The organism is Mesorhizobium sp. RIZ17, from assembly GCF_051127865.1.
Lineage (GTDB): Bacteria > Pseudomonadota > Alphaproteobacteria > Rhizobiales > Rhizobiaceae > Mesorhizobium > Mesorhizobium humile.
The window spans coordinates 6,581,700-6,608,611 of record NZ_CP147861.1; the positions used below are offsets into that span (position 1 = coordinate 6,581,700).

The 26,912-nt window shown below is 64.4% G+C and carries 24 protein-coding genes; 12 read left to right on the forward strand and 12 right to left on the reverse strand.

Annotated features, from left to right (window positions below; genetic code table 11):
* Nucleotides 1–20 precede the first annotated feature (20 nt).
* Nucleotides 21–989 carry a Dyp-type peroxidase gene (locus tag WDX12_RS32120; protein ID WP_434723318.1) on the forward strand — a complete coding sequence of 323 codons (969 nt, stop codon included), beginning with the start codon at nucleotides 21–23 and terminating at the stop codon, nucleotides 987–989.
* A gap of 15 nt (nucleotides 990–1,004) precedes the next feature.
* Here WDX12_RS32120 and WDX12_RS32125 read toward each other — a convergent pair whose 3' ends face one another.
* Complete coding sequence (locus WDX12_RS32125; protein WP_434723319.1) at nucleotides 1,005–2,420, reverse strand: FAD-binding oxidoreductase; 1,416 nt, start codon at nucleotides 2,418–2,420, stop codon at nucleotides 1,005–1,007.
* A 166-nt stretch (nucleotides 2,421–2,586) separates the two neighbouring features.
* Here WDX12_RS32125 and WDX12_RS32130 point away from each other — a divergent pair, with 166 nt between their 5' ends.
* From WDX12_RS32130 to WDX12_RS32140, 3 genes are all read left to right on the forward strand, one after another.
* The gene (locus WDX12_RS32130; protein WP_434723320.1) at nucleotides 2,587–3,072 is read left to right on the forward strand and encodes a thioesterase family protein; all 486 of its coding nucleotides are present in this window, start codon (nucleotides 2,587–2,589) and stop codon (nucleotides 3,070–3,072) included.
* Between the two features lie 144 nt (nucleotides 3,073–3,216).
* Nucleotides 3,217–3,414 (forward strand): hypothetical protein, encoded by a 198-nt coding sequence (locus WDX12_RS32135; protein WP_140674600.1) that lies wholly within the window; start codon nucleotides 3,217–3,219, stop codon nucleotides 3,412–3,414.
* Nucleotides 3,415–3,828: 414 nt separating this feature from the next.
* Nucleotides 3,829–4,755, forward strand: coding sequence for an IS110 family transposase (locus WDX12_RS32140; protein WP_434725742.1), 927 nt, complete (start codon nucleotides 3,829–3,831; stop codon nucleotides 4,753–4,755).
* A 233-nt stretch (nucleotides 4,756–4,988) separates the two neighbouring features.
* On the opposite strand, the gene WDX12_RS32145 is transcribed toward WDX12_RS32140, so the two are convergent.
* Nucleotides 4,989–5,465 carry an Lrp/AsnC family transcriptional regulator gene (locus WDX12_RS32145; protein WP_320295156.1) on the reverse strand — a complete coding sequence of 159 codons (477 nt, stop codon included), beginning with the start codon at nucleotides 5,463–5,465 and terminating at the stop codon, nucleotides 4,989–4,991.
* A gap of 193 nt (nucleotides 5,466–5,658) precedes the next feature.
* On the opposite strand from WDX12_RS32145, the gene WDX12_RS32150 reads away from it, so the two are divergent.
* Nucleotides 5,659–6,486, forward strand: a complete 828-nt coding sequence (locus WDX12_RS32150) for an EamA family transporter (RefSeq protein ID WP_434723321.1) — start codon at nucleotides 5,659–5,661, stop codon at nucleotides 6,484–6,486.
* Nucleotides 6,487–6,495: 9 nt separating this feature from the next.
* Here WDX12_RS32150 and WDX12_RS32155 read toward each other — a convergent pair whose 3' ends face one another.
* Complete coding sequence (locus tag WDX12_RS32155; protein ID WP_434723322.1) at nucleotides 6,496–7,398, reverse strand: dienelactone hydrolase family protein; 903 nt, start codon at nucleotides 7,396–7,398, stop codon at nucleotides 6,496–6,498.
* Nucleotides 7,399–7,611: 213 nt separating this feature from the next.
* Between WDX12_RS32155 and WDX12_RS32160 the strand changes: the two genes are divergently transcribed.
* Nucleotides 7,612–8,049 carry a hypothetical protein gene (locus WDX12_RS32160; RefSeq protein ID WP_434723323.1) on the forward strand — a complete coding sequence of 146 codons (438 nt, stop codon included), beginning with the start codon at nucleotides 7,612–7,614 and terminating at the stop codon, nucleotides 8,047–8,049.
* A 19-nt stretch (nucleotides 8,050–8,068) separates the two neighbouring features.
* Here WDX12_RS32160 and WDX12_RS32165 read toward each other — a convergent pair whose 3' ends face one another.
* A complete protein-coding gene (locus WDX12_RS32165) occupies nucleotides 8,069–10,384 on the reverse strand; it encodes a glucose/quinate/shikimate family membrane-bound PQQ-dependent dehydrogenase (protein ID WP_434723324.1) in 2,316 nt (771 codons plus the stop codon).
* 191 nt (nucleotides 10,385–10,575) lie between these two features.
* Here WDX12_RS32165 and WDX12_RS32170 point away from each other — a divergent pair, with 191 nt between their 5' ends.
* A complete protein-coding gene (locus WDX12_RS32170; protein WP_434723325.1) occupies nucleotides 10,576–13,335 on the forward strand; it encodes an ATP-dependent helicase in 2,760 nt (919 codons plus the stop codon).
* Between the two features lie 9 nt (nucleotides 13,336–13,344).
* Here the strand turns inward: WDX12_RS32170 and WDX12_RS32175 are convergent, their stop codons facing one another.
* The 5 genes from WDX12_RS32175 to WDX12_RS32195 all read right to left on the reverse strand — a co-directional run bounded on the left by WDX12_RS32175 (nucleotide 13,345) and on the right by WDX12_RS32195 (nucleotide 18,313).
* Nucleotides 13,345–14,391, reverse strand: a complete 1,047-nt coding sequence (locus WDX12_RS32175) for an ABC transporter permease (RefSeq protein ID WP_434723326.1) — start codon at nucleotides 14,389–14,391, stop codon at nucleotides 13,345–13,347.
* Nucleotides 14,391–15,179, reverse strand: coding sequence for an ATP-binding cassette domain-containing protein (locus WDX12_RS32180; protein ID WP_320295149.1), 789 nt, complete (start codon nucleotides 15,177–15,179; stop codon nucleotides 14,391–14,393). The genes WDX12_RS32175 and WDX12_RS32180 overlap by 1 nt, the downstream gene beginning before the upstream one ends.
* Before the next feature lie 88 nt (nucleotides 15,180–15,267).
* A complete protein-coding gene (locus tag WDX12_RS32185; RefSeq protein WP_434723327.1) occupies nucleotides 15,268–16,275 on the reverse strand; it encodes a substrate-binding domain-containing protein in 1,008 nt (335 codons plus the stop codon).
* Nucleotides 16,276–16,376: 101 nt separating this feature from the next.
* Nucleotides 16,377–17,282: a sugar phosphate isomerase/epimerase family protein gene (locus WDX12_RS32190; protein WP_434723328.1), complete on the reverse strand. Its 906-nt coding sequence runs from the start codon at nucleotides 17,280–17,282 to the stop codon at nucleotides 16,377–16,379.
* Nucleotides 17,282–18,313 (reverse strand): Gfo/Idh/MocA family protein, encoded by a 1,032-nt coding sequence (locus WDX12_RS32195; protein WP_434723329.1) that lies wholly within the window; start codon nucleotides 18,311–18,313, stop codon nucleotides 17,282–17,284. The genes WDX12_RS32190 and WDX12_RS32195 overlap by 1 nt, the downstream gene beginning before the upstream one ends.
* Nucleotides 18,314–18,610: 297 nt before the next feature.
* Between WDX12_RS32195 and WDX12_RS32200 the strand changes: the two genes are divergently transcribed.
* The 3 genes from WDX12_RS32200 (at nucleotide 18,611) to WDX12_RS32210 (ending at nucleotide 22,965) form a co-directional block, all read left to right on the forward strand.
* Nucleotides 18,611–19,636: a LacI family DNA-binding transcriptional regulator gene (locus WDX12_RS32200; protein ID WP_434723330.1), complete on the forward strand. Its 1,026-nt coding sequence runs from the start codon at nucleotides 18,611–18,613 to the stop codon at nucleotides 19,634–19,636.
* Nucleotides 19,637–19,909: 273 nt separating this feature from the next.
* Entirely contained in the window at nucleotides 19,910–21,391 is a 1,482-nt protein-coding gene (locus tag WDX12_RS32205) for an esterase-like activity of phytase family protein (protein ID WP_434723331.1), read from the forward strand.
* Between the two features lie 107 nt (nucleotides 21,392–21,498).
* Nucleotides 21,499–22,965, forward strand: coding sequence for an MATE family efflux transporter (locus WDX12_RS32210; protein ID WP_434723332.1), 1,467 nt, complete (start codon nucleotides 21,499–21,501; stop codon nucleotides 22,963–22,965).
* Between the two features lie 6 nt (nucleotides 22,966–22,971).
* Here WDX12_RS32210 and WDX12_RS32215 read toward each other — a convergent pair whose 3' ends face one another.
* Nucleotides 22,972–24,381, reverse strand: a complete 1,410-nt coding sequence (locus WDX12_RS32215) for an MFS transporter (protein ID WP_434723333.1) — start codon at nucleotides 24,379–24,381, stop codon at nucleotides 22,972–22,974.
* Between WDX12_RS32215 and WDX12_RS32220 the strand changes: the two genes are divergently transcribed.
* A complete protein-coding gene (locus tag WDX12_RS32220; protein ID WP_320295143.1) occupies nucleotides 24,320–24,895 on the forward strand; it encodes a TMEM175 family protein in 576 nt (191 codons plus the stop codon). The two genes, WDX12_RS32215 and WDX12_RS32220, sit on opposite strands and share 62 nt — an antisense overlap.
* Nucleotides 24,896–24,899: 4 nt before the next feature.
* Here WDX12_RS32220 and WDX12_RS32225 read toward each other — a convergent pair whose 3' ends face one another.
* On the reverse strand, nucleotides 24,900–25,181 hold the full coding sequence (locus WDX12_RS32225; protein WP_320295142.1) for a hypothetical protein: 282 nt from the start codon (nucleotides 25,179–25,181) through the stop codon (nucleotides 24,900–24,902).
* Between the two features lie 219 nt (nucleotides 25,182–25,400).
* Here WDX12_RS32225 and WDX12_RS32230 point away from each other — a divergent pair, with 219 nt between their 5' ends.
* On the forward strand, nucleotides 25,401–26,267 hold the full coding sequence (locus tag WDX12_RS32230; protein ID WP_434723334.1) for an SDR family NAD(P)-dependent oxidoreductase: 867 nt from the start codon (nucleotides 25,401–25,403) through the stop codon (nucleotides 26,265–26,267).
* 92 nt (nucleotides 26,268–26,359) lie between these two features.
* Here the strand turns inward: WDX12_RS32230 and WDX12_RS32235 are convergent, their stop codons facing one another.
* The gene (locus tag WDX12_RS32235) at nucleotides 26,360–26,791 is read right to left on the reverse strand and encodes a low affinity iron permease family protein (protein WP_320295140.1); all 432 of its coding nucleotides are present in this window, start codon (nucleotides 26,789–26,791) and stop codon (nucleotides 26,360–26,362) included.
* Between the last annotated feature and the right edge of the window lie 121 nt (nucleotides 26,792–26,912).

Here is a 26,912-nt window from a genome sequence, read left to right on the forward strand (position 1 = left end):
CCCAACACGGAGCGTTCCCGATGTCAGGCAAGAACTGGGATAGAGTGCCCATCGATGCGCAGAGCGTCGACGCTCCGCTATCGCAGGCCGCGATTTTCCTCGTCGTCACGGTCGGCACCGACAGGGCCGCGCTTGCGACCGTCGCATCGGTGCTGGGCGAACTCGACGATCTCGTCAAGAATGTCGGCTTCCGCGACCTGTCGGGCCGGCTGTCCTGCATCGCCGGCATCGGCGTCGGACTCTGGAACCGCCTCTCGCCCAACCGGCGGCCGCGCGAGTTGAAACCCTTCGCGCCGATTGAAGGAGCGGCGCATTCGGCGCCCTCGACGCCCGGCGATCTCCTCTTCCACATCCGCGCCGAGCGGCCCGATATGTGCTTCGAGTTCGAGCGCATCTTGCTGAACAGCCTCGGCGACAGCGTGAGCGTTGCCGACGAGGTTTCGGGCTTCCGCTATTTCGACGCCCGCGATCTTCTGGGCTTCATCGACGGCACTGCAAATCCGACCGGCCTCGACCTGCCCGCCTCGGCGCTGGTCGGCGACGAGGACGGCGACTTTGCCGGCGGTAGCTATGTGGTCGTGCAGAAATACCTGCACGACATGGCCGCCTGGGGCAAAACGCCGACGCATGTCCAGGAAGAAATCATCGGCCGCACCAAGATCGACAACATCGAGATCGATGACGACGACAAGCCGCGCAAATCGCACAAGTCGCTGGCCACGATCGAGGACGACGCCGGCAACGAATACGACATCCTGCGCGACAACATGCCGTTCGGCCGCCCCGGGCAGAACGAGTTCGGCACCTATTTCATCGGCTACACGCGCTATCTGTGGGTGATCGAGAAAATGCTGCAGCGCATGTATGTCGGCGAGCCGCCCGGCGCCTACGACCGGCTGCTCGACTTCTCCACGCCGCACACCGGCACGACCTTCTTCGCGCCGACGCGGCCGACGTTGCAGAAGCTTGTCGAAGGAGTGGGCGAATAGCCTCTGGCCGATGGGTTATCCCGCCGCCGGCAGAATCTTGCCCGGGTTCATGATGTTGAGCGGATCGAGCGCCTGCTTGATCGTGCGCATGACATCGACGCCATGGCCGAGCTCATGGCGCAGGAAGCCGACCTTGCCCTGGCCGATGCCGTGCTCGCCGGTGCAGGTTCCCTCCATCGCGATGGCACGCATGTTGAGCCGGGCTACGAATTTCTCGGCGAGCGCGATCTCTTGCGGGTTGTCGACGTCCATCAGCACCAGCACATGGAAATTGCCGTCGCCGGCATGACCGACGATGGGTGCCACCAGCCCCATCTCGGCAATGTCGGCCTCGGTCTCAGCGACGCATTCGGCAAGCCGCGAGATCGGTACGCAGACATCCGTCGAAAGCCCCTTGGCGCCGGGCCGCAGCGTCAGCGACGACCAATAGGCGTCGTGCCGCGCCTTCCAGAGCTTCGTCCGCTCTTCCGCGACGCTGGTCCACAGGAACGGCCCTCCTCCATTCTCCTCGGCGATCATGCCGAACGTCTCGGCCTGTTCAGCCACGCCGGCGTCACTGCCGTGGAACTCGACGAACAGGCATGGGCTCTCCGGATAGTCGAGCTTGGAATAATTCTTCATCGCCCGCATCTGCAACGCGTTGACCAGTTCGATGCGCGCCACCGGAATGCCCATCTGGATGGTCGCGATCACCGTGTTGCAGGCCGCCTCGAGGCTCGGAAACGGACAGACCCCTCCTGAAATTGCCTGCGGAATGCCCTGGAGCCTCAGCGTCAGCGAAGTGATCACGCCGAGCGTGCCTTCGGAGCCGACCAGAAGCCGCGTCAGGTCATAGCCGGCCGAGCTTTTCTTCGCCCGCTTGCCGGTCGTCACCGTCTCGCCGTCCGCCATGACGGCGGTCAGCGACAGCACGTTTTCGCGCATCGTGCCGTAGCGCACCGCGTTGGTGCCGGAAGCCCTGGTCGCCGCCATGCCGCCCAGCGACGCATTGGCCCCCGGATCGATCGGAAAGAACAGGCCGGTGTCGCGCAAATGCCGGTTGAGATCCTCGCGCGTCACCCCTGGCTCGACCGTGCAGTCGAGGTCCTGCGGATTGACGGCCAGGATCCGGTTCATGCGCGACGTGTCGATGGAAATGCCGCCGCCCGGCGCATTGGTGTGGCCCTCGAGCGAAGACCCGACGCCGAAGGCGATGACGGGCACGCGGTGCGCGGCGCAGGCGCGCACGATCTCCTGCACTTCCTCAGCTGTCTCGACGAAAGCGACGCCGTCCGGCGCCTGGGTCGGGATATAGGTGGTGGTGTGCGCGTGCTGGCCGCGTATCGCCTCGCCGGTCTGGAAGCGCTCGCCGAAGCGCTGCTTGAGGATGCCGAGCACCGCGGCGATGCCTTCCTCGTTGCGTTCGACGGGGTTGAGGTCGCTCAAAGCCATGAATTCCTCCGCGAATGGACCAGCGTCCACCCTTGTTATGCAGCTATGGATGATGCCTAAAGCAATTCCAGGAAAAGTGCCAAGCGGTTAGGCTTGGCGACTTTACGCCAGAACAACGAGAATCTTAGCAGCCACGCCCTGTCCCGCGGCGATCAAGGAAAATCAGATGACCATCCCCGCCCCGTTCATTTCCGACCCGATGGACATCGAGAAGGACTGGATCGACTATAACGGCCACCTCAATATGGCCTATTACAACGTGCTGTTCGACCGCTGTTCGGATGTGGCCTTCGAGATGATGGGCATGGGGCCGAACTACGCAAGGGATCGCCGTCTCACCATCTACACGGCGGAAGTCCATGTCTGCTATGTCCAGGAACTACACCTCGACCATAAGGTGAAGGTCTCGTTCCAACTCATCGACCACGACGAGAAGCGGCTCAGGGCCTATCAGGAAATCCGCCATGTCGACGGTTGGTTGGCCGCGACCTCCGAGCAGCTTGCGCTGCATGTCGACATGGCCGGGCCTAGGGTCGCCCCCTTCCCAGCCGACGTGATGGAAAAAGTTGAAGCTATGCGCGCCGCCCATGGGGCGCTGCCCATGCCGGAGCGCGCCGGTCGCTCCATCGGCATCAAGCGCAAGACCGCTTGAAGCACCCGGACGCCCGCGTTAACCTTACCAAGGTTTTAACGTGAACAAGTCGGTTGAGTCCGTTGAACGACTCACTGGTGCGTTCGAAAACCGCCGTACCGGGTTGCGCGCGGGCGGCTGGCGGATGCGGTACGAGGACAGTGCATGAAAACCGACATCAAGGTCGAAGTGGAACGGTTGGCGGCCGATCCACGCATCACCGACTATGATTTCTGGCGATCGTTGAAGAACGTCAACAACGAGATCTTCCACATCGCCAACAACAACGAGCCCATCCCGTTCGACATGATCCGCTGGCGCGCGATTCTGAAGCAGGCGCGCATGAGGCGCGGCCACGCCTAAAGCAGGTCGCGTGAAAAAGGATTCACGCAACCTGCTTTAAGTCTTTGATCTTAAGCATGTCTTTGTCCCGAAACCGGGACCACTTTCGGGAGACATGCTTTAGTTCCCTGGCACAGAAATCTGACAGGTTGGCTATGTTTGCCTTGGCGGGCGGCATGCCTTGGAGATTGGCCGAGACGCCGACCCCGTCGTCATCCACGGGCGGAGCGGGAGCGAAGCGGACGCGCAGACCCGAGGATCCTGTGTGTTGGTTCTGGTGTATGGTTGAAGTGGGAAGGAGACCGAGTGGATCCTGGTCGTCCTTTCGGACAGGCCGTGGCATGGCCCGGTCCCTTCCCACCGGTGAACCATCAACCTGAACAGTTGCACGGGGCTGTTCGAAGCAGACCCCGCACCACAGGAAGAGGCGTGGACATGATAGCCCAGAACTATGTCGGCTGCGACATCTCCAAGCAGTGGCTCGACTTTTTTGATGAGACAAGCGGCCGTCTTCGGCGCATCGACAACCAGGCCGATGCGATCGCGGCCTATGTGGCGGGTCTTGATCCCAGTCGGGACTTCGTCGTCATGGAGGCGACAGGGGTGCATGACCGGCTCCTGCGCCATGCGCTGGCCAAGGCCGGCGTGCCGTTCTCGCGGCACAACCCGGCCCATACCCACCACTATTCGAAGTCGACGCGCCGGCGCGCCAAGACCGATCCTCTCGATGCCAGGATGCTGAGCGACTACGGCCGTCGCTATAGCCCTGAAGCCGAGCCGGCGCCGAGCGAAGAAGTCGAGCGGCTTCAATCGCTTGCCGGCCACCGCGATCACTTGGTCAATATGCGGGCAGCGCTGAAGAAGCACCTCGCCGAGGCTTTCGAGGAGGTCGTCATTGCCGATCTGGAAGAGACGATCGCCTTCCTCGACACGCGCATCAAGGCGTTCGAGAGCCAGATTGCCGAAATCATTCGTCAAAACCAGGACACCGCTCGCGACCATGCGCTGATGGTCTCCGTGCCCGGTGTCTCCAAGGTCGGCGCGCTCTCGCTGCTGGCGCTCCTGCCCGAGCTCGGCCAGCGCTCACCCAAGGCGATCGCAGCACTCGTCGGCCTTGCCCCGTTCGACAACAAGAGCGGCAAGCTCAACCGCAGGAGCCAGATCCAAGGCGGGCGATCACGCGTGCGCCGCGCCCTCTATATGGCAGCCCTCACGGCCATCAGAACCTGCGACCGGTTCAAGTCCTTCTACACAGCCCTTGCTGCCCGGTCGGGCTCCAAGAAGCTCGCCATCATCGCCGTCGCAAGGAAGCTCTTGGTCGTCCTCAACGCTATCATTCGCGACAAAACTGCGTTTGCGTGAACACAGTTGCCATGCCGTGAGGTCGAGGCGTTGCCGCGGTGCAGAATTCTGCACCGCCGCGTTCTCCGATCACGGTCACGGAATGGATTCCAGGGTCTCCGCGACGCCGCTTCGCGGCTGCTCCGCCCTGGAATGACGAGGTTGAGAGGCTTCCGCCAATCTCCAGCGTCTGCGCTGATTTCACGGAAATGAACGGTGGAAATCTTGCTGCCGACAACCCCGCTCTGATCCCCTCACCGGGCCTTGAACCCGCCGAGCGGCGAGCGCGGCTCGACCGGTGACGACTGGATGATGGCGGTGTTGGTCATCGCATAGGGAATGATCCGGTCGATCACGCGCTCGAGCTCGCTCACCGAGCCGACATGGGCGAGCGCGATGAAGCAGTCCTCGCCAGTCACCCGGTCGCATTGCGCGATTTCCGGCAGCTCGCGGATGATGTCCGCCACCACGGAAAGCTGTCCCGGCACCGGCCTTATTCTCAGCCATGCCGACAGCTTCATGCCGAGAGCGGCTGGATTGATCCTCACTGTATAGGCCTCGATCACGCCGTTCTCCTGCAGCTTGCGGATGCGCTCCGCCACGCTCGGCGCCGACAGCCCGACCGCGCGCGCCAGTTCCGCCGTGCTGATGCGCGCGTCCTTTTCCAGGAGCCGCAGCACCTTCAGATCGATCGCGTCCAGATCGACATTTTCACTTCGAAGGTTTTTCAACTTTTTTCTCTTCTTCTGAAAGCCAATAAATCAATATGGCCGCCGATCACGCATATAGATCACGCATTTCGCCTGCGATAATGCGCTCGTGACCAACCAAACGCAAATTCCAGCTGCAAATCCGGCCACCGGTGATACGGATGCGCGCCCCGCCCTCGCCCGCCCCACGACACTCGCTGGAAGGGCCAACGCTTTGCCGCCGCATGTCTGGTTCTGCGTCAGCGCCGTATTCCATTATCTCGGGCCGGCCTTCGCCGTGCTGCTTTTCGCTCAGGTCGGCGTGCTCGGCATGGCTTGGCTGCGCATCGCCACCGCCGCCCTCGTCTTTGCCCCGCTGACCAGGCCCTGGCGCGTCTTCGCCCGCGCGGATCGCGCTCAACGGCTCCTGCTGCTGGCATTCGGCATCTGCCTGGCGGTGATGAACTGCTCGTTCTATCTGGCGCTCGACCGCCTGCCGATCTCGTTGGTGGCGGCGATCGAATTCGTCGGCACGATCGCGGTGGCGCTGGTCGGCCTGCGCAGCCGGCGCAACTTTGCGGCGCTCGCTGTTGCCGTTGCCGGCACCTTGCTTCTCATCGACGTGAAGTGGTCCAGCGATCCCGTCGGCCTGTTCTGGGCCTTTTTGAACGGCGCCCTGTTTGTCGGCTACATCGTGATCGGTCACCGCGTCGCCCAGGCCGGCATCGGCATTGCCGGCCTCGGCACCGCCATGGCGATCGCATTCCTCATCGTGTTGCCCATCGGCTTCCACGAGGCGCTGCCCGCCTTCTCATCGCCGCAACTGCTCGCCGCCGCGATCGGCGTCGGCGTCTGCTCCTCGGTCATCCCCTACATCTGCGACCAGCTTGCCATGGCGAGGCTGCCGCGCGCGAGCTTCGCATTGATGCTCTCGCTTCTGCCGCTGACGGCGACGCTGATCGGCGTCGTCGTGCTGGGTCAGGTGCCGAGCGTCACCGGCTGCATCGGCATTGCGATGGTCATCGCCGGCGTCGCCTTCCACAAGCCCGCGGCAAATATCTAGCCTGCTCGACTATGCCAGCTTCTCTTTCAGGAAAGCGACAGTGCGCCCCCAGGCCAGATCGGCGGCCTTCTTGTCATAGCGCGCGGCCGAGGTGTCGTTGTTGAAGGCGTGGTTAGCGCCATCATAGACAAAGACCTTGTATTCGACATGCGCGGCGTCGAGGGCCTTCTTATAGGCATCGATGCCGGCATTGGTGCGCGTATCGAGCCCAGCATAGTGGAGGAGTAGCGGCGCCTTGATTTTCGCAGCGTCCTCCGCCTTGGGCTGCATGCCGTAATAGGCGACGCCGGCGTTGAGATCCGGCGCATGGACGGCCAGCTGGTTGAGCGCGCCGCCGCCCCAGCAGAAGCCGACCGCCCCGACCTTGCCGTTGCCGTCCTTGAGGCTCTCGAGGTAGGCGATCGTCGCCACGCCGTCGGCCGTGACCTGTGCAGCGTCGAGCTTGGTGAACATGTCGCGCGCCTTGTCCTCGTCGGGCGGCGTGCCGCCGAGCGGCGACAGGAAGTCAGGCGCCAACACGACGAATCCCTCCAGCGCCACACGCCGGGCGACATCGCGGATATGCGGGTTCAACCCCCTGTTCTCGTGGATGACTATGACGGAGCCGAGCTTGCCTGAGTGGTTGGCGGGCTTGACCAGATAGCCCTTTATCTCGCCGGTGCTGCCGGGATAGGTGATGTCCTCGCCCTTGATGCGGCTGTCGTCCTCGGCGACGATCGCCGCTTGGGCGGAATTGGCCGCCAGCATCGGCGCGATCGCGGCCGCCGCGGCGGCCGAGCCCGCCAGCTTCGTCAATTGCTCCATGAAGCGGCGGCGGTCGAGCGTCAGATGCGTGTATTCGTCATAGGCATCGATCATGGCCTGCGTGACGGCGGGCTGCGTGATGACGGGCTTGGCAACGGGTTCGGTCATGGCTCTCTCGACGACAATCGGGGAGATTGGCAGGTCGATCCGCAAGATAGGGTCGAGATTTATACGTTCCAGTCACGCTTGGATGACGATCCGGAGAGGTGCGGCTCGCCCATCACATTTTGGTCATTTCCGAAAGCCTTGATGGTGCTGTCACATTAGGGCGCGAAGTTGCCGAGGCCGCCGCACCGATACGAACGACGAAAGGGGAATGCCATGAACGTCCAGGACATCGTCAACACCGTTTCCGCCAAGGCCGGCCTCGACGAGCCGACCACCGAGAAGGTTGTCGGCACCATCTTTTCCGTGCTCGAGCACGAGGCTGAAGGCACCAGCGTTTCGTCCTTCTTCGACCAGATCCCCGGCGCTGATGCGCTGGCGCAGAAATATGACGTGATGGCCGCCGGCGCGACGGCCAATTCGGGGGGCGGCCTTCTGTCGTCGCTGCAGGGCGCGCTTGGCGGCGTGCTGGGCGAAAAGGCCGGCGCGCTCATCAACGGCGTCGCCGTGCTCAAGGCGTCCGGCCTCGACATGGCTCAGATCCAGAAGGCAGGCACGACGCTGACCCAGCAGGCGGAAGCCGCCGCCGGCCCTGACCTGACCAACCAGGTGCTGGACCAGGTACCGAGCCTGAGGGGCCATCTCGGACTTTGAAGCCTCGCGCTGCCCTCTCTTATTTCGGTAGCGTGTAGGCCATCACGTAATCTCCCGGCTTGGTGCCGACCGAGCCGTGGCCGCCGGCGACGATGACGACGAACTGGCGGCCGTCGGCCACCGTGTAGGTCATCGGTGTCGACTGCCCGCCCGCCGGCAGCCGCGCCTGCCAGAGCTGCCGGCCGGTGGTGAGGTCATAGGCGCGCAGATAGTCGTCGACCGCGGCGCCCAGGAAGGCGACGCCGCCCGCCGTGATCATCGGCCCGCCGATGCCTGGAACGCCGACCTTGAGCGGCAGAGGCAGCGGCGTCATGTCGTAGACCGTGCCGTTGCGATGTTTGTAGGCGATGTTTCCCGTCTTGAGGTCGACGCCGGCGACGTAGCCCCAGGGCGGCGCCTGGCAGGGAACGCCGAGCGGCGACAGGAACGGTCCCATCACCACTGCGTAAGGCGCGCCTTCGTTGCGGTTCAGCCCCTGCTCGCTGCCCTTGGTGTTGTCGCCCGGCGCCGGCACGTCCGCGCGCGGGATGAGCTTCGAGGTGAAGGCGAGATAGGTCGGCATGCCGAACATCACCTGCCGCACCGGATCGACCGCGACGCCGCCCCAGTTGAAGACGCCGAAATTGCCGGGATAGATCAGCGAGCCCTGCAGCGAGGGCGGCGTGTAGCGTCCCTCATAGTGCAGCTTCTTCAATTCGATCCGGCACGCCAGCTGGTCGAACATGGTGATGCCCCACATGTCGGCGCCGGTCAGCGGCTTCGGATTGAAGGACAGGTCCGAGGCCGGCTGCGTGGGCGACGCGTGATCGCCCTCGATCGCGCCGCCGGGTGCGGGCACTTCCTTCACCGGGATGATCGGCTCGCCGGTGCGCCGGTCGAGCACGTAGAGATCGCCCTGCTTGGTCGGTCCGACCAGTGCCGGCACGACTCCGTTCGCCGTGGTGATGTCGACCAGCGTCGGCTGCGCCGGGACGTCCATGTCCCACAGATCGTGATGCACGGTCTGCCTCACCCAGCGCAATTGTCCGGTGTTGAGGTCGAGCGCGGTGATCGAGGAGGAGAACTTCTCGACATTGGCGCTGCGGCCCATGCCGAGCTGGTCCGGCGTCTGGTTGCCGAGCGGCAGATAAAGCAGCCCCAGCTTCTCGTCGGCGCTCGCCGTCGACCACATGTTGGGCGAGTTGTGGGTGTAGGTCTGCCCGGCGGGCAACGGCGTCGTCACATCCGGATTGCCGGAATCCCAGTTCCACAGCAGCGCGCCGGTGTCGACATCGAAGGCGCGGATGACGCCGGACGGCTCCTCGGTCGAGTAATTGTCGTTGACCGCGCCGCCGACGATGATCTTGCCGCCGACGATCAGCGGCGCCGATGTCGAATAGTAGTAGCCCGACTTCGGATAGGGCATGTTGGCCATCAGGTTCAGCGTGCCGCCCTCGGCGAAGGACGCACACACCTGCCCGTTCGCGGCGTCGAGCGCGATCAGCCGGGCGTCCGACGTCGGCAGGTAGACGCGCTGCGCGCAAGGCTGGCCGGCGGCGATCTTGGCGTCGGCATAATAGGAAACACCGCGGCAGGTCTGGTGCTGGCGGTTGGGGTCGAGCTTGACCTTCGGGTCGTAGCGCCATTTCTCCTGGCCGCTCGCGGCATCGATGGCGATAGCGAAATTATGCGGCGTGCAGATGTAGAGCGCATCGCCGACTTTTAGCGGTGTCACCTGATAGGTCGTCTCGCCGATGTCGTCGGGGCCTTTGACGTCGCCGGTGCGATAGGTCCAGGCCGGCTGCAATTTGGCGACATTGTCGGGCGTGATCTGGTCGAGCGGTGAATAGCGCTGGCCAAAGGGCGTGCGGCCGTAGAAATGCCATTCGCCGGCCGGCATGTCGCCGCCGAGATTGGCCGCCGTCGCCACCTTCTCGGTGCCCAGCGTGCCGCCGATGTCGTGAGGGTCGACGGTCATCGAATAGCCGGCGACCGCGAGCGAGGCGAGCACGGCCAGGATCAGCGGCGCGCGCGCGTCCGGCCCCCGCAAGCCGCGCCTTGCCCATGGCGTCAAAAGCCACAAGGCGATAAGCACGATGACGCCGCCGCGCGGACCGAGCTGCCACCAGTCGAAGCCGATTTCCCAGACCGCCCAGCACAAGGTGGCGAGCACGAACAGCGCGTAGAGCCAGAGCGATGTCGACCTGCGTCGCAGCAACAGCCAGGCGGTGATCAGGAAGACCAGGCCGGCGATCAGGTAGTACCAGCTGCCGCCTAGCGTCGCGAGCCAGATGCCGCCGCCGCCGAGAACGAGACCGATGAGGGAGAGGACGAGGGACGTGATGGTGACAGCCAAGACGGTGCTCCTTCGACTGTTGCGCGCCTTCAAACGAAGAGGCGGCTTTCAGGCGACGGCGAGCCGTCCCTGCCCTGCCGGCAGCTTTCCCTCACCCGCTCCGGCTGTCAAGTTGGGGCCAGACACGCGAAACTAGAACAAAACGTAGACAGTTCTGGTCTTTCGCTGCCGAATCACTACATTCGGGAGCGATGTCGGGCTTTTCCGAGGACATGCCTTTTTTCGATGAACCGAATGCGCGGCCGGCGGCGGCACCATCCGGCATAGCCGCGCGCGCCATGGCCGCCCGCAGCGGCCAGCACGGCGCGCCCGATTACCTGAAGGGCCTGAACCCCGAGCAGCGGCTCGCCGTCGAGACGACCGAGGGCCCGGTTCTGGTGCTGGCCGGCGCCGGCACCGGCAAGACGCGGGTGCTCACCACCCGCATCGCCCACATCCTTGCCACCGGCAGGGCCTTCCCCTCGCAGATCCTGGCCGTCACCTTCACCAACAAGGCCGCGCGCGAGATGAAGCAGCGCATCGGCCACCTGATCGGCGAAGGCAATGTCGAAGGCATGCCCTGGCTCGGCACCTTCCACTCGATCGGCGTGAAGCTGCTTCGCAGGCACGCCGAGCTGGCCGGATTGAAATCGGATTTCACCATCCTCGACACCGACGACGTGGTGCGGCTGATCAAGCAGCTGATCCAGGCCGAAGGGCTGGACGACAAGCGCTGGCCGGCCAAGACCTTCGCCCAGATGCTCGACAACTGGAAGAACAAGGGCCTCGGCCCCGACGAGATTGCTGAAGGCGATGCGCGCAGCTTCGGCAACGGCAAGGGCCGCCAGCTCTACAAAGCCTATCAGGAGCGGCTGCAGACGCTGAACTCCTGCGATTTCGGCGACCTGCTCTATCACCCGATCCGCATCTTCCGCGCCTATCCGGACGTGCTGAAGGAATATCACCGCAAGTTCAAATACATACTGGTCGACGAGTATCAGGACACCAACACCGCGCAATACATGTGGCTGCGCCTACTGGCGCAACGGCCGGGTACTCCAAGAAGTGGTTCACCGGGCGGTCGCACCCCTAATGCGTCCAAATCAGCGTCGTTCGACAGGACCGAGCCAGGCCAATACAGGCCCCCGACTCCCGAGTATGACGCACCTGAGCACAACCATGATTGGGACGTTTCGGCCGAAGGCCGCAAGCCCGACCGGGCGTCCGAGCCGTTGCGAGGCCCCCGCGGAGGGCCCGCGCCGGCAGGCGCGGAACAGCCCGTGAGCGTGAATATTTGCTGCGTCGGCGACGACGACCAGTCGATCTATGGCTGGCGCGGGGCCGAGGTCGACAACATCCTGCGCTTCGACAAGGATTTCCCCGGCGCCACCATCATTAGGTTGGAGCGCAACTACCGTTCCACCGCGCATATCCTGGGCGCCGCCTCGCACCTCATCGCCCACAATGAGGGCCGCTTCGGCAAGACGCTGTTCACCGACCGCGACGACCCCGAGGACGACAAGGTGCATGTCCATGCCGCCTGGGACTCCGAGGAAGAAGCCCGAGCCGTCGGCGATACCATCGAGGCCTATCAGCGCCAGAAGCACCGGCTTAACGACATGGCGATCCTGGTGCGCGCGTCCTTCCAGATGCGCGCCTTCGAAGACCGTTTCATCACGCTGGGCCTCAACTACCGAGTCATCGGCGGCCCGCGCTTCTACGAGCGGCTGGAAATCCGCGATGCGCTCGCCTTCTTCCGCGTCGTCGCCAATGGCGGTGACGACCTCGCCTTCGAGCGCATCGTCAACGTGCCGAAGCGCGGGCTCGGCGAAGCCACCATCCGCCAGATCCACGACACCGCGCGTGCCCTGCGCGTCCCGATGCTGGAAGCGGCCGCGACGCTTGCCGAAAGCGACGAGTTGAAGCCGAAGCCGCGAGCAGCACTGCGCGAGGTCGCGGCCAATTTCGAGCGCTGGCAGAAGGCGCTGGAAACCACCCCGCACACCGAGCTCGCCGAGACCATCCTCGAAGAGAGCGGCTACACCGACATGTGGAAGAACGACCGTTCGGCGGATTCGCCCGGACGGCTGGAAAACCTCAAGGAGTTGATCCGCTCCATGGAGGAGTATGAATCGCTGCGCTCCTTCCTCGAGCATGTTGCGCTGGTCATGGACGCCGAGCAGAATGCCGACCAGGACGCCGTGAGCATCATGACGCTGCATTCGGCCAAGGGTCTCGAATTCGAGACCGTGTTCCTGCCTGGCTGGGAGGAAGGCCTGTTCCCGCACCAACGCGCGCTGGACGAAGGCGGACGCTCCGGCCTGGAGGAAGAACGCCGGCTCGCCTATGTCGGCCTGACGCGCGCGAAGAAGAACCTGCACATCTGGTTCGTCTCCAACCGCCAGATTCACGGGCTTTGGCAATCGACCATCCCGTCGCGCTTCGTCAACGAACTGCCGGAAACCCATGTCGATGTCGCCGATAGCGGCAACAGTTACGGCGGCTACGGCAACCCTTACGGCGGCGGCTCATTCGCCTCCGGGCGCGGTGGCGGTGGCCGCCAGAATCCCTATGGCGCCTCGCGCTTCGACAATGTCGGCGCCAAGGACCAGGGCAGCTTCTCCAACACCTATGCGACGCCCGGCTGGCAGCGCGCCCAGGCGAACCGCACCGAAGCGACCGACCGCAACTGGGGCACCCGCTCCGGCCATCAGGTCGAGCGCATCGGCTATGGCGAGACAGACTCCGGCTACGGTGCCGGCCGCACCTCGGTGAAGGGCCGTACCATCGATGGCGAGCTGGTCGCCAAATCGGTTGCCGACACGCCCTCCGCCTTCAATGTCGGCGACCGCGTCTTCCATCAGAAATTCGGCAACGGCAACATCGCGGCGATCGAAGGCAACAAGCTCACCATCGACTTCGACAAGGCCGGCCAGAAACGCGTGCTGGACGGGTTTGTCGCGCCGGTTTGACCAGCCCCCTCACCTGTACCTTGCCTGGTTCCACTTATGACCCAGCAGCGACAGGATGATGATCAGCCCGTTGAAGAACTGCACGTAGAAGCCGCTCAGGCCCGCCGCCACCACGCCGGTCTGGATGAACGACACCGTGACCGCGCCGATCGCGCCGCCGACCACGGTGCCGATGCCGCCCCATGTCGGCGTGCCGCCAACGAACACCGAGGCCAGCACCGGTAAGAGATAGCCGTCGCCCGCCGTCGGCCACCAGGTGAAGTTGATCATCACCGAGAAGCAGCCGGCGATCGCGGCACCTATGCCGACGAAGACGAACACCTTCACCCGAACCCATTTGACGTCGATGCCCATCTGCCTGGCGCTGTCCGGGTTGTCGCCGACCACTTTCACCTGCGCGCCGAAGCGGTGGCGGTTGTAGAGCAGCGCCGCAAAGACGACGAAGGCGATCGCCCAGAAGATCTGCACCGGGATGCCGAAGACCTGGCTGGAGAAGATCTTGTAGGCCGAGCTGTCGGCAAGGCCCGTCAGCGCCATCGACTTGCCCTCGTTGACGATCTGGATCAGGCCGCGCAGCAGGAAATTCATGCCGAGCGTGGCGATCAGCGACGATAGTCCGCCATAGACGACCAGCGAGCCGACCAGGAAGCCGAGCAGCGTGCCGGTGACCAGTGCGGCCACGATGCCGATGAACGGATCGTAGCCGGCCTGCACCACCAGCGCGAAAACCCATGAGGCAAAGCCCATCGTCGCCGGGAAAGACAGGTCGATCTCGCCGCAGGTGACGACGAAGACCAGCGGCACCACCACGAACAGCGCCACGGGAAGCGTCGTCAGCACCGAACTGTAGAGATACCAAGTGGTGAAGACGGTCGGGTTGGCGATCATGAAGACCGCCATCATCACGATGAACACGGCCAGCGTGCCGAGCGCCGCGCGGTTGTCGAGGACGAAGCCGCGCAGCCAGTGGTTGGATGGGTGGCTCCACTCCTTGGTCGCCTTGCCGCTTGTTCTTCCCAGAGGAGTTTGCAGATCGGGTTCCATGACTTTGCTCATCAGGCTCTCTGCTCCGCTTCCCCGTGCAAACCGGGCAATCCGCCGGGATGCGCCACGTCTTCCATGAAGTTGATGAGGTCTTCGGCAGACTTGACCTCGGTGCGGTCGGCGGTCAGCGCCACCTTGCCGCGGTCGAGCACCACGAAACGGTCGGCGATGTCGAAGACATGGTGGATGTTGTGGCCGATGAACAGGATCGAGCGGCCGCTCGCCCGCACCTGGCGAACGAAATGGAAGACCTTGGCGGTCTCGGTCAGCGACAGCGCCGTCGTCGGCTCGTCGAGGATGATCAGCTCCGCCTGCTTGTAGATGGCGCGCGCGATCGCCACGCCTTGCCGCTCGCCGCCCGAAAGCTGGCCGACGATCGACTGCGGCGTGAACACTTTCGAGGTGAAGCCGATCTCGCGCATCAGCCGGCTAGCTTCCGCGACTTCCTTGTTGACCTTCAGCCAGCCCATGAAGCCTGTGAGCTCGCGACCCATGAAGATGTTGCGCACGATGGTCTGCTGCACGGCCAGCGCCCGGTCCTGGAACACGGTCTCGATGCCGGCGTCGCGCGAGCGCGCCGCGCTCCATCCGCTCACCGGCTTGCCGCGCACCAGGATGTCGCCGCTGGTCGGCTTGACCACGCCGGACAGGATCTTGATCAGCGTCGACTTGCCGGCGCCGTTGTCGCCGATCAGGCCGACCACCTCGCCGCGATCGACGCTGAGATTGACGCCGCCCAGCGCATAGACCTGGCCGTAGGACTTCTTGATGTCGCGCAGTTCGATGATGCGTTCGCTCATGCGATCCTCGCTTGAATTGTCTGTTGTGCCTGCCTCGTCCGCAGGCGGTCCCGCCGGCCGGGTTGGGTCCGGCCGGCGGCCTGGGAGGTCAGCGCAGCGCCTGCTTGGCGAGCTCTGAGACGATCTCGTAGTTCTGCGGCGTCACGAAGCCGGCGCCGGTGTCGACATTCATGGGGGCAAGACCGAGCACCACCTGCTGGCAGAGACTGAGGATCGGCAGATAGCCCTGCATGAACGGCTGCTGGTCGGCCGTCAGCTGCACCCAGCCGCCCTTGAAGGCCTCGACGATCTGCGGGCTGGTGTCGAAGCCGAAATTGAAGATGTCGCCGGGCTTCCTTCCCGCCGCCTGCATATAGGTGGCGACATTGCCGAGCATCTGTCCGCCGGGATAGCCGACCGCCTTGACGCCGGGATTGTTGAGGAGCGCGGCAGTGATCGGCGGGATCGCGAGATTGGGATCGGCTGCCCATTCGGTTTGCGAATTGATCTGAACGACATCGACGCCGGCCTCCTTCAGCGCGGCGACCGTCCCACGCTCGCGCGCACCGCGGCTCTCATTCTCGAACGGGCCGATCATGATCGCCTTGTCGCCAGCCTTCAGCCCGGCCAGCTTGAACGCCTCGGCGCCGAGCGCGCGCCCCTGCTGCTCCTGTTGCGCGCCGACATAACCGCCGCCGAACGCCGCCACCACGGTCGGCACCGGAACGTTCTGGTACATCATCTTGATGCCGTCCTTATGCGCCTGTTCGGCCAGCGGCATGATCGCCGCGTCGCCCGGATGGCCCATCATGGCGATGCCCTGGGGCTTGACGGCGACCGCCTCGCGCAATTGCTGCACCATCTTTTCGACATCCCAACCGGAAAAGATGTAGTCGACCTTCGGCCCGAGATCGGCCGCCGCCTGCTTGGCGCCATTATAGACGATGGTGCCGAAGGCGTCGCCCTCGGCGCCACCGACGAAGAAGCGGATGTGCACGTCCTTGCACCATTGCGCGTCGAGCGCCTGCGCCGGCAAGGTGGAGATCGAGGCGCAGAGCGCCGTGGCGGCCGCCACGACGGTCGAGCGCAGAAAAGTCCTTCTGGTCGTCATGCTCATGCACGTTCCTCCCTTTTGGTTCCCTCACGATCAAGGGTTTACGACAATGATTTTGGATCGGCCGGCTCCTCCCGCCGGCCGGCACTCAAGTCGGCCAGTACTCAAGTTGGATTGGGCAGGTAGCTCTTCCCTCCCCGGCATTGCTTCAGATACTCCAGGCCACGGACCTGGCCGGTGATCTCGAGGTCGCCGCGATAGACAGGGTCGTGCCAGCCCTCGATGTCGATGGCGCCCTTGTAACCGGCTAGCCGCAACTCGCTGATCACCCGCGTCCAGTCGCTGTCGCCGAAGCCCGGCGTGCGCATCTGCACGAAAGGCAGGCGCCCGAACACGCCATGCTGGCGGATCACGTCCCAGCGCACCGTCGCGTCCTTGCCGTGGACGTGGAAGATGCGCGGCGCCCATTTGCGGATCTGCGGCATCGGGTCGATCAGGTAGACGAGCTGGTGGCAGGGCTCCCATTCGAGCCCGAGATTGTCGTTGGGCAATTCGTTGAACATCAGTTCCCAGGCGTCCGGGTTGTGCGCGATGTTCCAGTCGCCGCTCGCCCAGTTGCCGTCCATGGCGCAGTTCTCGAAGGCGATGCGCACGCCCTTGTCGGCGGCGCGTTTGGCCAGCGGCCCCCAGACCTCGCGGAAGCGGGGCAGGCTGTCGGTCAGCTTCTTGCCGCGCAGGCGGCCGGTGAAGCCGCTGACTATCGAAGCGCCGAACAGATGCGCATGGTCGATGACGGTCTCCCAGGCCGCGAGCACGCCGCGATCGACTTCGCCGCTCTCCAACGGATTGCCGAACACGCCGATCGAGGACACGGTGACGTCGGCGTCGCCGATCGCCTCCCTTATTTGGCCGGCGAGCCGCGGCAAATCCTTACCGCCCAGCGTCTGCCAGAAGAAGGGCTGGATGCTCTCGAAACCGAGCGGCAGGATCTGCCTGATATAGGCCGCCGGGTCGTCGAGATTGGCCCGCACCATGGTGCCGATCCTGATATCGAGAAGCGGGCTCGGCATCATTGTGGCTCCTGTGCGATGGCGATACGGCGCCCGGTCTCGGCGCTCTCGATGGCGCCGAACACCATGGCCAGACTGCGGATATTGTCGGTGCCGCGCGTTTCCGGTTCCGTGCCGGTCTCGATCGCGTGCATGAAATCCTTGATGATGCCGAGATGGCCGTCGACGCGATCGGCGGGATCGAGCGGCGGCACCTCGATCGGCCGGGTCTTGTCGATGATACCGTCGCGGCCGGACGCAACCACTTCCGCCTTCAGCCCGTCATGGCCATCCCACAACAGGGAGCCGTGCTGGGCGACGATGCGCCAGCTGCCTTCCCAACTGGTCCTGAAACCGTCTGCGCACCAGGAGCCGGCATAGGTAAAAACCTTGCCGCCGCCGAAGTCGAAGACCGCACTTGCCGACGATCCCTGCCGGTACCACGAACTGGCCGGCTCCCATTCCTGGCAATAGACGCCGGCAGGCTCGCCGGCCACCATGTAGCGGGCGGCATCGAAGGTGTGGATCGCCATGTCGAGCAGGAGCACATGCGCCATCTCCTCGCGAAAACCGCCGAAATGCGGGGCGACGAAGAAGTCGGCGTGGATGCTTGTCGGCGCGCCGATCGCGCCGGAATCGAGGAACCGCCGGATGCGCCGGACATTGGCGACGTAGCGGCGGTTCTGGACCACCGCATGGATGCGCCCGGCAGCCCGCGCCGCGGCGATGATGGCGCGCGCATTGTCCGGGCTGTCGGCCAGCGGCTTTTCCGTGAGCAAATGGCAATGATGGGCAAAGGCCGAAAGCGCAACCTCGCGCCGGGCGGCGGGAACCACGACGTCGAACACGGCATCGGGTTTTGTCTGATCGAGGACGGCATCGATGCTGGTGCCGATGACCGCGCCGGAAAGCTCGTATTCGCGCGCCCTTGCCTGTGCCCGGTCGGCATCGAGGTCGACAAGGCCGACAATGGCAAGCCCGTCGATCTGCCTCGCGGCATCGAGCCATTGCCTGCTCATGGCTCCGCAGCCGACCAGGACGACCTTCATCATCCAGCGCTCCTCCTCCGCCCGGTCCCTCCAGACCGGTCGTCACGGCATTCACGGCGAGACCGTAAACGTTTTTCCGTAAACGTTTACGAGAACACACCCGATGACATAGAATGTCAACAGGCTGCCTCTCAAAAATCTTCCGGAAGCCTTGGCCCGGGCGGCAGCCAATGCTAGACCGGCTCACCGTTTACGAAAACGGTGAACCGGTCTAACTCTTTGTTTTTGACGCAATTCCGAACGGAAACCGCTTCGCGCTTTTCCTGGAATTGCTCTGGCCAAGGCAAGGGAGAGTGGCTCTTGGCGTCCAGCATTCACGACCTTGCGCGTCATCTGAACATTTCGATCGGCACCGTGTCGCGCGCGCTGAACGGCCGTGCCGACGTCAATGCCGATACGCGCAGGCGCGTGCTCGATGCGGCCAAAGAGCTGAACTATTCACCCAACCAGTCCGGCCGCAGTCTCAGGCAAGGCGCCACCCGCTCGATCGCCTTCATGCTGCAGCCGCATCCGGGCGACCAACAATATGGCGAGCCCTTCTTCATCCCGTTCCTGATCGGGCTGCAGGCGAAGCTCGCCGAGCATGACCTCGATCTGATGGTCGTCATGGGAGAGCCCGGCCAATATCAGCAGGAGCGGTTGCGCCGCGTGGTCGAGACGCGCCGGGCCGACGCGGTCGTGTTGGCCAATACGCGAAGGGAAGACGACCGGATCGACTATCTCAGCAAGGCCGGCTTTCCCTTCGCCACGCTTGGCCGAAGTCAGTCCGGCGGCGACACCTATCCTTCGCTCGATATCGATTTCGAGAGGGCGGGTGATGAAGCCGTCGAGCGGCTGGTCGCGCGCGGCCACCGCCGCATTGCCGCCATCCGCCCTTCGCTTGATCTCAACTTCGGCTACCTGTTCCTCGACGGCTACCGCAAGGCGCTGAGGCGGCACGGCATCGAGGTCGACCCCGACCTGATCGCCGACGGTTTCATCAACGAGACCGGCGGCTACCAGGTGACGCCGCAAGTCATGCGCTCCAAGGCCCCACCGACGGCCATCATCTTCAACAATGACGCGATGGCGCTTGGCGGCTGCAAGGCGCTGGCAGAGATGGGCATCAGGCCGGGCCATGACATGGCCGTGATCGTCATCGTCGACACGCCGCTCTGCCGCTACTTCTCGCCGACGCTGACCGCCTTCCGTCCGGCACTGGAGGCCATGGGCCGGCGGCTGGCCGAGATGCTGCTCGCCTCCCTTCCCGCCTTCGCCGGGCCCGAAGGCACACGCATCATACGCGAAGTCTGGCCGCTGGAGCTGATCGCGCGCGAGAGCGATTGAAGCGCCTTTCCTTCTCCCCTTGTGGGAGAAGGTGTCGCCGAAGGCGACGGATGAGGGGTGCTCCAGGGAAAGCCGGCGTCTCACTCCGCTGGAACACCCCTCAACCGTCTCGGCGCTGCGCGCCGATCCACCTTCTCCCACAAGGGGAGAAGGAGAAGGGCGCCCCTCCTGTCACGCAACCATCACGTTGGCGTCCTAGACCGCTTGGCGGAAACTACTGGCGGCTGTCGATGCGACGCCTGCTCCGATCTGCTCGTCACGAAGGGGATATCCATGAAACATCTCAACCGAACCACCGCGCTCGGCGCGGCACTCGCCCTGTTCACCGCGCTGACCCCGGCGCTCGCCGACGGCGTCGCCTATGTCAACAAAGGGCTCGTCGGCATCGGTCGCATCCCGGCCAGCCAGAAGGACAAGTTCGGCGAGACCTTCGGTTCGGGTTCCGGTATGGCGATCGACACCAAGGGCTGGGCGCGCGACGGCGCGGGCTACAAGGGCTCGCTCTGGCTGCTGCCGGATCGCGGCTACAATGTCGTCGGCACCACCGATTATCGCGCTCGCGTCAACACCATCGCGATCGAGCTGACGCCGACCGCTCCTGGCGCGGCGCCGGCCGCCGGACAGGAACAGACCGGCGTCAGGGCGACGCTCGCCGACACGATGCTCTTGGCCGACGACAAGGGCACTGATTCCACCGGCCTTGATCCGCTCGACGGCGTGCGCGAAGCGGCCGGCGGCATGCCGATCCTGCCGCAGGCCGAAAACGGCAAGCTGGCGCTGGACGACGAAGCGATCGTGCGGCTGCCCGACGGCACGATGTTCATCTCCGACGAATATGGCCCCAACATCTATCGCTTCTCGGCCGAAGGCCGCCTGATGTCGGCGACGCAGCCGCCCGCGGCCCTGGTGCCGATGCGCCACGGCAAGCCGAACTTCGCCTCCGACAACCCCGGCCCGGGCGCAGCCGAGCCCAGTCCGAAGGATCCCGAGACCGGCCGCCAGAACAACCAGGGTCTCGAAGGCATGTCGATGACGCCTGACGGCAAGTTCCTGATCGCCGTGCTGCAGTCGGCGGCCCGCCAGGACGGCGGCGATTCCGGCTCGACGCGCCAGAACACCCGCGCGCTGGTCTATGACGCTTCCGACCTCGCCCACCTCAAGCTGGCGCACGAATATGTCGTTCCGCTGCCGATGTTCAAGGACGCCAAGGGCAAGACCAAGATCGCCGCCCAGAGCGAGATCGTCGCGCTTTCCGACAAGAGCTTCCTGATGCTGGCCCGCGACTCGGGCAACGGCCAGGGCCTCAAGGGCGACGAGTCGCTCTATCGCAAGATCGAGATCGTCGACCTCTCCGCCGCGACCGATATCGCCAACGGCCCGTTCGACGCCGCCGACAAGCCGGTCGCGCCCAAGGGCGTGCTCGACCCGTCGGTGACGCCGGCCAAGCTCACCTCGTTCATCGACATCAACGACAAGGGCGAGCTCAGCCGCTTCGGCCTGCACAATGGCGCGCCGAACGACAAGAACAACCTCTCGGAGAAGTGGGAAGCGATGTCGCTGGTCTCTGTGCTCGACCCCAAGCTGCCCGACGACTATTTCCTGTTCGTCGCCAACGACAACGACTTCCTCACCCAGGACGGCTTCCAGGTCGGAGCTTCGTACAAGGCCGAGGATGGCGCCGATGTCGACACCACCTTCCTCGTCTATCAGGTCACGCTGCCTGGTCTGTCTGGGAACAGCCTCGCCGCAAACTAGTTCTGCTTCGGATCGTATGTCGAGCGGCATATGACCGAGCGCGGAAGGGATGCATGAGCATCAGGCCTGCGATAGCATCGCGGGCCTGATTCATTTTCGGTGCTGCCATGGATGACGAAAAGCCCACCCGCCGGCGGACCGCCGACCTGACCAGCGGCCCCATACCGCGCACGCTGCTTTTGTTCGCGCTGCCGGTGCTGGGCTCCAACGTGCTGCAGTCGCTCAACGGCTCGATTAACGCGGTCTGGGTTGGCCGTTTCCTCGGCGAGGCGGCGCTGACGGCGACCTCCAACGCCAATCTGGTGCTGTTCCTGATCCTCGGCACGGTGTTCGGCATCGGCATGGCGGCGACCATCCTGGTGGCGCAATCGGTCGGCGCCCGCGACCTGCCCGAGGCCAGGCGCATCGTCGGCACCAGCGCCACCTTCTTCTTCCTGGTTTCCGTGGTGTTCGCCGTCTGCGGCTGGGTCTGGGTCGACGCAATCCTCACCGGGCTCGGCACGCCGGCGGATGCCTTGCCGCTGGCGCGCGCCTACTTACGCATCATCTTCGTCGCCGTGCCGATGATGAACCTTTTGTCCTTCGTCATGACCGTGCTGCGCGGCGCCGGCGATTCGCGCACGCCGTTCGTCTTCATGGCGCTGGCGGTCGTGCTTGACGTCGTGCTCAACCCGCTGCTGATCCGCGGCATCGGCCCCTTCCCCGAGCTCGGCATCGCCGGCTCGGCAACGTCGACGCTTGTAGGACAGACGGTGAGCGTCATCGCCATCCTCATCGTGCTCTATGTGCGCAAACATCCGCTCAGGCTGGCAGGCAGCGATCTGGCCTTGCTTCGGCCGGACCCGGCGCTGCTGCGCATCGTCGTCTCCAAGGGCATTCCGATGGGCCTGCAGATGATCGTCATCTCGGCCGCGGCGCTGACCGTGATGGGCATCGTCAATTCCTATGGATCCCAGGTCGCCGCCGCTTACGGCATCGCAGCCCAACTCTGGACCTATATCCAGATGCCGGCCCTGGCGATCGGCGCCGCCGTCTCCTCGATGGCGGCACAGAATGTCGGCGCCGGGCGCTGGGACCGCATCGGCAAGGTCGCGGCATCCGGCGTCGGCTTCAACCTGGTGCTGACCGGCGCGCTGGTTGCGCTGCTTTTCGCCTTCGACCGCGCAGTCCTCAGCCTCTTCCTCAGCAATGACAGCGCCGCGATCGACATCGCCGCCCACATCAACAAGGTGGCATCCTGGTCGTTCATCCTGTTCGGCGTCACCATCGTGCTCTTCGCCACGGTGCGCGCCACCGGCGCCGTCATGCCGCCGCTGATCATCCTGATCATCTCGGTGTTGATCATTCGCACCGGCTTTGCCTATTCCATGCGCAGCGTCATCGGCCAGGAAGCGCTGTGGTGGAGCTTTCCGGCCGGCTCGATCGCCTCGCTCGTGCTCGCCGCCGCCTATTATCGCTTCGGGCGCTGGCGCACGATGCACATGATCGAGGACCGCCCGGCCGCCGGCGAGCCGCCCGACACCGGCCTCGGCGTGCCCCGCCAGCGCGCGCAACTCCTGCCGGAGACCGAATAGTTAAACCTACCGCGCGTATCTGGCGCCGAAGCCGAGCGCCACCAGCGAGAACACGATGATCATGCCGGCAAAGGCCAGGCTTGCCGCGGTGGCGCTCGCCATGCTGGACAGAATGCCGATGCCGATCACCGGCAGCGCGTTGCCGCAGAAGCAGCAGATGAAGAAGGCCGACACCACCTCGGCGCGACGGTCGGCGGGCGCGATCTGATTGACCACTTGCAAGCCGCCGCGATAGCCGAGAGCCGCCGCCACGCCACAGAGCGCCGTCGCGGCGATCATCAGCGCCATCGAAGCGTAGACCTGCGCCGCCACGACCAGCGCCACGGCGGGGATCATCAGCGCCAGCGCCGCGAGCATGGTGGCGCGGCTGGAGAGCCTGGCGGTGGCGAGGATGGTGACGGCCGCCACGATCGACAGCTCGAAGAAAAGCCCGCCGGCTTCGGCATGACTGGTCACATGCAGCTGCTGCGCCAATATGCTCGGCGCCAGCGCCGCATAGAAGCCGACCAGCGCCATGGCACCGAACCCGGTCACCGCCGGCGCCACGAATTGCGCGCGGATATCGTCGGGCACCGAAAGCCGCGGCCGCAACGAGACGTCGGAGAATCGCCCGGGCTCGGAGACCGTCTCCTGCGTACGCCAGATCAGCAAGGTGACCAGCACGAGCAGGACGAGATAAACGGCGAATGTCAACCTGAGCGGCCAGGGCGCATATTGGGCGAGCAGCCCCGCCACGAGCGCGCCGACCCCGAGACCGACAAAGTTGGTGCTGGTGGCGATGACCGCGGCGCGTGACTTGTCCTTGCCTTCGATCAGTTCGGCCAACCAGGCAGTGCCGGCGCCTGCGCCGACACCGATGCCTAATCCGCTGAGGATGCGGGCGACGTCGAGCCAGGCGAGATTTTCAGCAAACAGGAAAGACAGCGCGCTGACCACCGCAACCGCCATCGCGGCGAGCGCGGCGGGGCGGCGGCCGACGGCATCCGACAGGCGGCCGAAAAACAGCAGCGCCGCCAGGTTGCCGACCACGTAGACGGCATAGACCAGCGTCAGCATGATCTGCGAGAAGCCGAAGGCCTGCTTGTAGATCACGTAAAGCGGCGTCAGCGCGGTGCTGCCGGCAAAGAGCGCGGCGATCATGGCGGCGACGGCGGCTTTCGCGGCGCCGCCGCCAAGCTCATTGTCACGCGTCATGGTTTGAGCGTAGCTGGTCATCGCGACCTCCGGAGGTTGCAAGCCCAACGCCCATATAATGGCGCTGTTCCACCCCGCGAACGCCCTCCTGACAATCCTGACAGTATGGTCTTGCGCAGAATCCTCCCGTAACGTCTGCCGGCCACTGAGGGGAGGAATCATGGGCAAGGGACGGGTCGAGGCATTCACCGATGGCGTCGTCGCCATCATCATCACCATCATGGTGCTGGAGCTGAAAGTGCCGCATGGCGAGGATTTTTCAGCACTTTTGCCGCTGTGGCCGGTCTTCTTCTGCTATGTGCTCTCCTTCATCAATGTCGGCATCTACTGGAACAATCTGCACAACATGTTCCATGCGGTGCAGCGCGTCGACGGGCGCGTCCTATGGGCCAATCTCAACCTTCTGTTCTGGCTGTCGCTGATGCCGGTGACCACGGCGTTCATGGGAGAGAACCACTTCGCGCCCGTGCCGGTCGCTGTCTACGGCATCGACCTGGTGCTCTGTGCCGTTGCCTATACCATTCTGGTCGTCAAGCTGCGCCATCTGCACGGCGCCGACACGACCTTTGCCAAGGCGGTGGGCCGCGACAACAAAGGCAAGATTTCCCTGGGACTCTACACCACCGCCGTCCTGCTCAGCTTCTTCAACCAGTGGATCAGCGTCGCGATCTACGTGCTTGTAGCGGCCATCTGGTTTGCGCCCGACAAGCGCTTCGAGAGGCTGATCGAAAAATAGAACCCTACTTCCGCATTGTTTTCAGCTTTTCCGCCGCCGAGGCGGCAAGGTCGGCATAGCGCTCCTCCAGCCGTTCGGCCGCCTTGATGATCGGAAAGTCATGGCCGAACTTCTCCAGCGCCAGTCGTAGCTTCTCGGCGAAATCCGCCTGCTTCTCCAGCGCCGCAAACAGCGTCTTCACCTGCGTCTCGCTGATGTCGGGATTGGCGAGCATCTTCGGCACTTCGCGGCCCATCTGGTCGCCGTTGACGGTCTGCTCCTTCAGGATTCCGATCCAATCGGTCAAATGCCGAGCTCCTTTTTCTGAACAGCATGCGCGGCAGGCGCAGCAATGGTCAACCCGTTGCGGCTATCGCCGTCAACCCGTTGCGGCCATCGCCGTCAACCCGTTGCGGCTATTGCCGTCAACCCGTTGCGGTTATCGCCGTCACTGTCGGGATTGGTTGGCCTTGCCTCGGCGGCGCCCGGCGTTAAGTTCGGCCCGACCCGAACAAGGATGGAAATCATGACCAGCGACGCCCAGATCCAGACCGCCCTGCCCGCTTTCGCTTCCGGCAATGTCGCCGTCATCACCGGCGGCGCCAGCGGCATCGGCCTCGCCGCCGCGAAACGATTCGCGGCGATGGGCATGAGGACGGTGCTCGCCGACATAGGCGGCGTGCGCCTCGACCAGGCCAGGCAAGCAGTCGCGGCGATCGCCGGCGACGATGCCGTGCTGCCAATCCCCACCGACGTCTCCAAGGCCGAAGAGGTCGACCGGCTGGCGGACCTCGCTTACGGCGCCTTCGGTGCGGTGTCGGTGCTGATGAACAATGCCGGCGTCGGCAACAATCCGGGCAAACCCTGGGAGAACCGCGACGCCTGGAAGCGGTTGCTGGATATTAATTTCTGGGGCGTCGTGCATGGCGTCGAGGCCTTCGCGCCGCGCATGCTCGCGGCGGACAAGCCGGGCCTGATCATCAACACCGGGTCCAAGCAGGGCATCACTACGCCGCCCGGCAACCTCGCCTACAACGTATCCAAGGCCGGCGTGAAGACTTTTACCGAGGGGCTGGCGCACGCGCTGCGCAACGAGCCGGGAGCCAAGGTGTCGGCGCATCTGCTGATCCCCGGCTTCACCTATACCGGCCTCACCGAAGGCGCGACGGAAAAGCCAACCGGCGCATGGACCGGCGAACAGGTGATCGACTTCATGCTGGCATCGCTGATGGACGGTGACTTCTATATCCTCTGCCCCGACAACGAGGTGGCGCGGCCGACGGATGAAAAGCGCATGGCCTGGGCGATCGGCGACATCATCGAGAACCGCCCTGCCTTGTCGCGCTGGCATCCCGATCACAAGGACGCGTTCGCGGCCTTCATGAACCGCTAAGCAATTCCAGGAAAAGTGCATAGCGTTTAGGCTCGGCGACTTCGCCGTAGCCTCCCGTCCAAAATTGCGCAAAAGCAAATACTTACATCGCCTCAGGCGGCCGCCTTCTTCCTGGAGCCGGTCTTGCCCGCCACGGCCTTCTTGGCCGCCATCTCGGCGATCTTGCGATCATGCCGCTTTGCGGCGCGCTCGCATTTGTCGCGGATTTCCTCGACCTCCGATTCCGTCAGGTGCTCGATGCCGATGAAATGATTGTGGGCGCGGCTGACCCTGATCAGCTCGTCCAGCTTGGCCTGGATCGCCGCGCCATCGCGATTCTGCGTGTTCTGGATCAGGAACACCATCAGGAAGGTGATGATGGTGGTGCCGGTATTGATGACCAGTTGCCAGGTGTCCGAGAACCCGAAGACCGGGCCGCTTGCCCCCCATGCGATCACGATCAGCACGCAGGCGGCAAAGGTCGGCGGCAGGCCCGCCATATGCGCGACCCGGTTGGCTATGCTGGTGAAGAGTCTTTCGATCATGCAATTCCCTCGGCAAGCCGCGCAAGCGCAGGATTCGCTATGAAACAAACTGCCGCCGCGTCCGGTTCCAAGGATTGAATTTTCGTGCATGCACGCGTCTCACAATCGGATACACGCAGAA

What these genes read in the sequence shown, in the direction of transcription:
- WDX12_RS32230 (WP_434723334.1), top strand. Translation starts at nt 25,401, where the DNA reads ATGACCAGCGACGCCCAGATCCAGACCGCCCTGCCCGCTTTCGCTTCC.
- WDX12_RS32215 (WP_434723333.1), bottom strand. Translation starts at nt 24,381, where the DNA reads ATGATGGTGATGATGATGGCGACGACGCCATCGGTGAATGCCTCGACC.
- WDX12_RS32125 (WP_434723319.1), bottom strand. Translation starts at nt 2,420, where the DNA reads ATGGCTTTGAGCGACCTCAACCCCGTCGAACGCAACGAGGAAGGCATC.
- WDX12_RS32180 (WP_320295149.1), bottom strand. Translation starts at nt 15,179, where the DNA reads ATGAGCGAACGCATCATCGAACTGCGCGACATCAAGAAGTCCTACGGC.
- WDX12_RS32195 (WP_434723329.1), bottom strand. Translation starts at nt 18,313, where the DNA reads ATGATGAAGGTCGTCCTGGTCGGCTGCGGAGCCATGAGCAGGCAATGG.
- WDX12_RS32135 (WP_140674600.1), top strand. Translation starts at nt 3,217, where the DNA reads ATGAAAACCGACATCAAGGTCGAAGTGGAACGGTTGGCGGCCGATCCA.
- WDX12_RS32190 (WP_434723328.1), bottom strand. Translation starts at nt 17,282, where the DNA reads ATGCCGAGCCCGCTTCTCGATATCAGGATCGGCACCATGGTGCGGGCC.
- WDX12_RS32140 (WP_434725742.1), top strand. Translation starts at nt 3,829, where the DNA reads ATGATAGCCCAGAACTATGTCGGCTGCGACATCTCCAAGCAGTGGCTC.
- WDX12_RS32170 (WP_434723325.1), top strand. Translation starts at nt 10,576, where the DNA reads ATGTCGGGCTTTTCCGAGGACATGCCTTTTTTCGATGAACCGAATGCG.
- WDX12_RS32185 (WP_434723327.1), bottom strand. Translation starts at nt 16,275, where the DNA reads ATGAGCATGACGACCAGAAGGACTTTTCTGCGCTCGACCGTCGTGGCG.
- WDX12_RS32160 (WP_434723323.1), top strand. Translation starts at nt 7,612, where the DNA reads ATGAACGTCCAGGACATCGTCAACACCGTTTCCGCCAAGGCCGGCCTC.
- WDX12_RS32210 (WP_434723332.1), top strand. Translation starts at nt 21,499, where the DNA reads ATGGATGACGAAAAGCCCACCCGCCGGCGGACCGCCGACCTGACCAGC.
- WDX12_RS32205 (WP_434723331.1), top strand. Translation starts at nt 19,910, where the DNA reads ATGAAACATCTCAACCGAACCACCGCGCTCGGCGCGGCACTCGCCCTG.
- WDX12_RS32155 (WP_434723322.1), bottom strand. Translation starts at nt 7,398, where the DNA reads ATGACCGAACCCGTTGCCAAGCCCGTCATCACGCAGCCCGCCGTCACG.
- WDX12_RS32130 (WP_434723320.1), top strand. Translation starts at nt 2,587, where the DNA reads ATGACCATCCCCGCCCCGTTCATTTCCGACCCGATGGACATCGAGAAG.
- WDX12_RS32175 (WP_434723326.1), bottom strand. Translation starts at nt 14,391, where the DNA reads ATGAGCAAAGTCATGGAACCCGATCTGCAAACTCCTCTGGGAAGAACA.
- WDX12_RS32235 (WP_320295140.1), bottom strand. Translation starts at nt 26,791, where the DNA reads ATGATCGAAAGACTCTTCACCAGCATAGCCAACCGGGTCGCGCATATG.
- WDX12_RS32220 (WP_320295143.1), top strand. Translation starts at nt 24,320, where the DNA reads ATGGGCAAGGGACGGGTCGAGGCATTCACCGATGGCGTCGTCGCCATC.
- WDX12_RS32120 (WP_434723318.1), top strand. Translation starts at nt 21, where the DNA reads ATGTCAGGCAAGAACTGGGATAGAGTGCCCATCGATGCGCAGAGCGTC.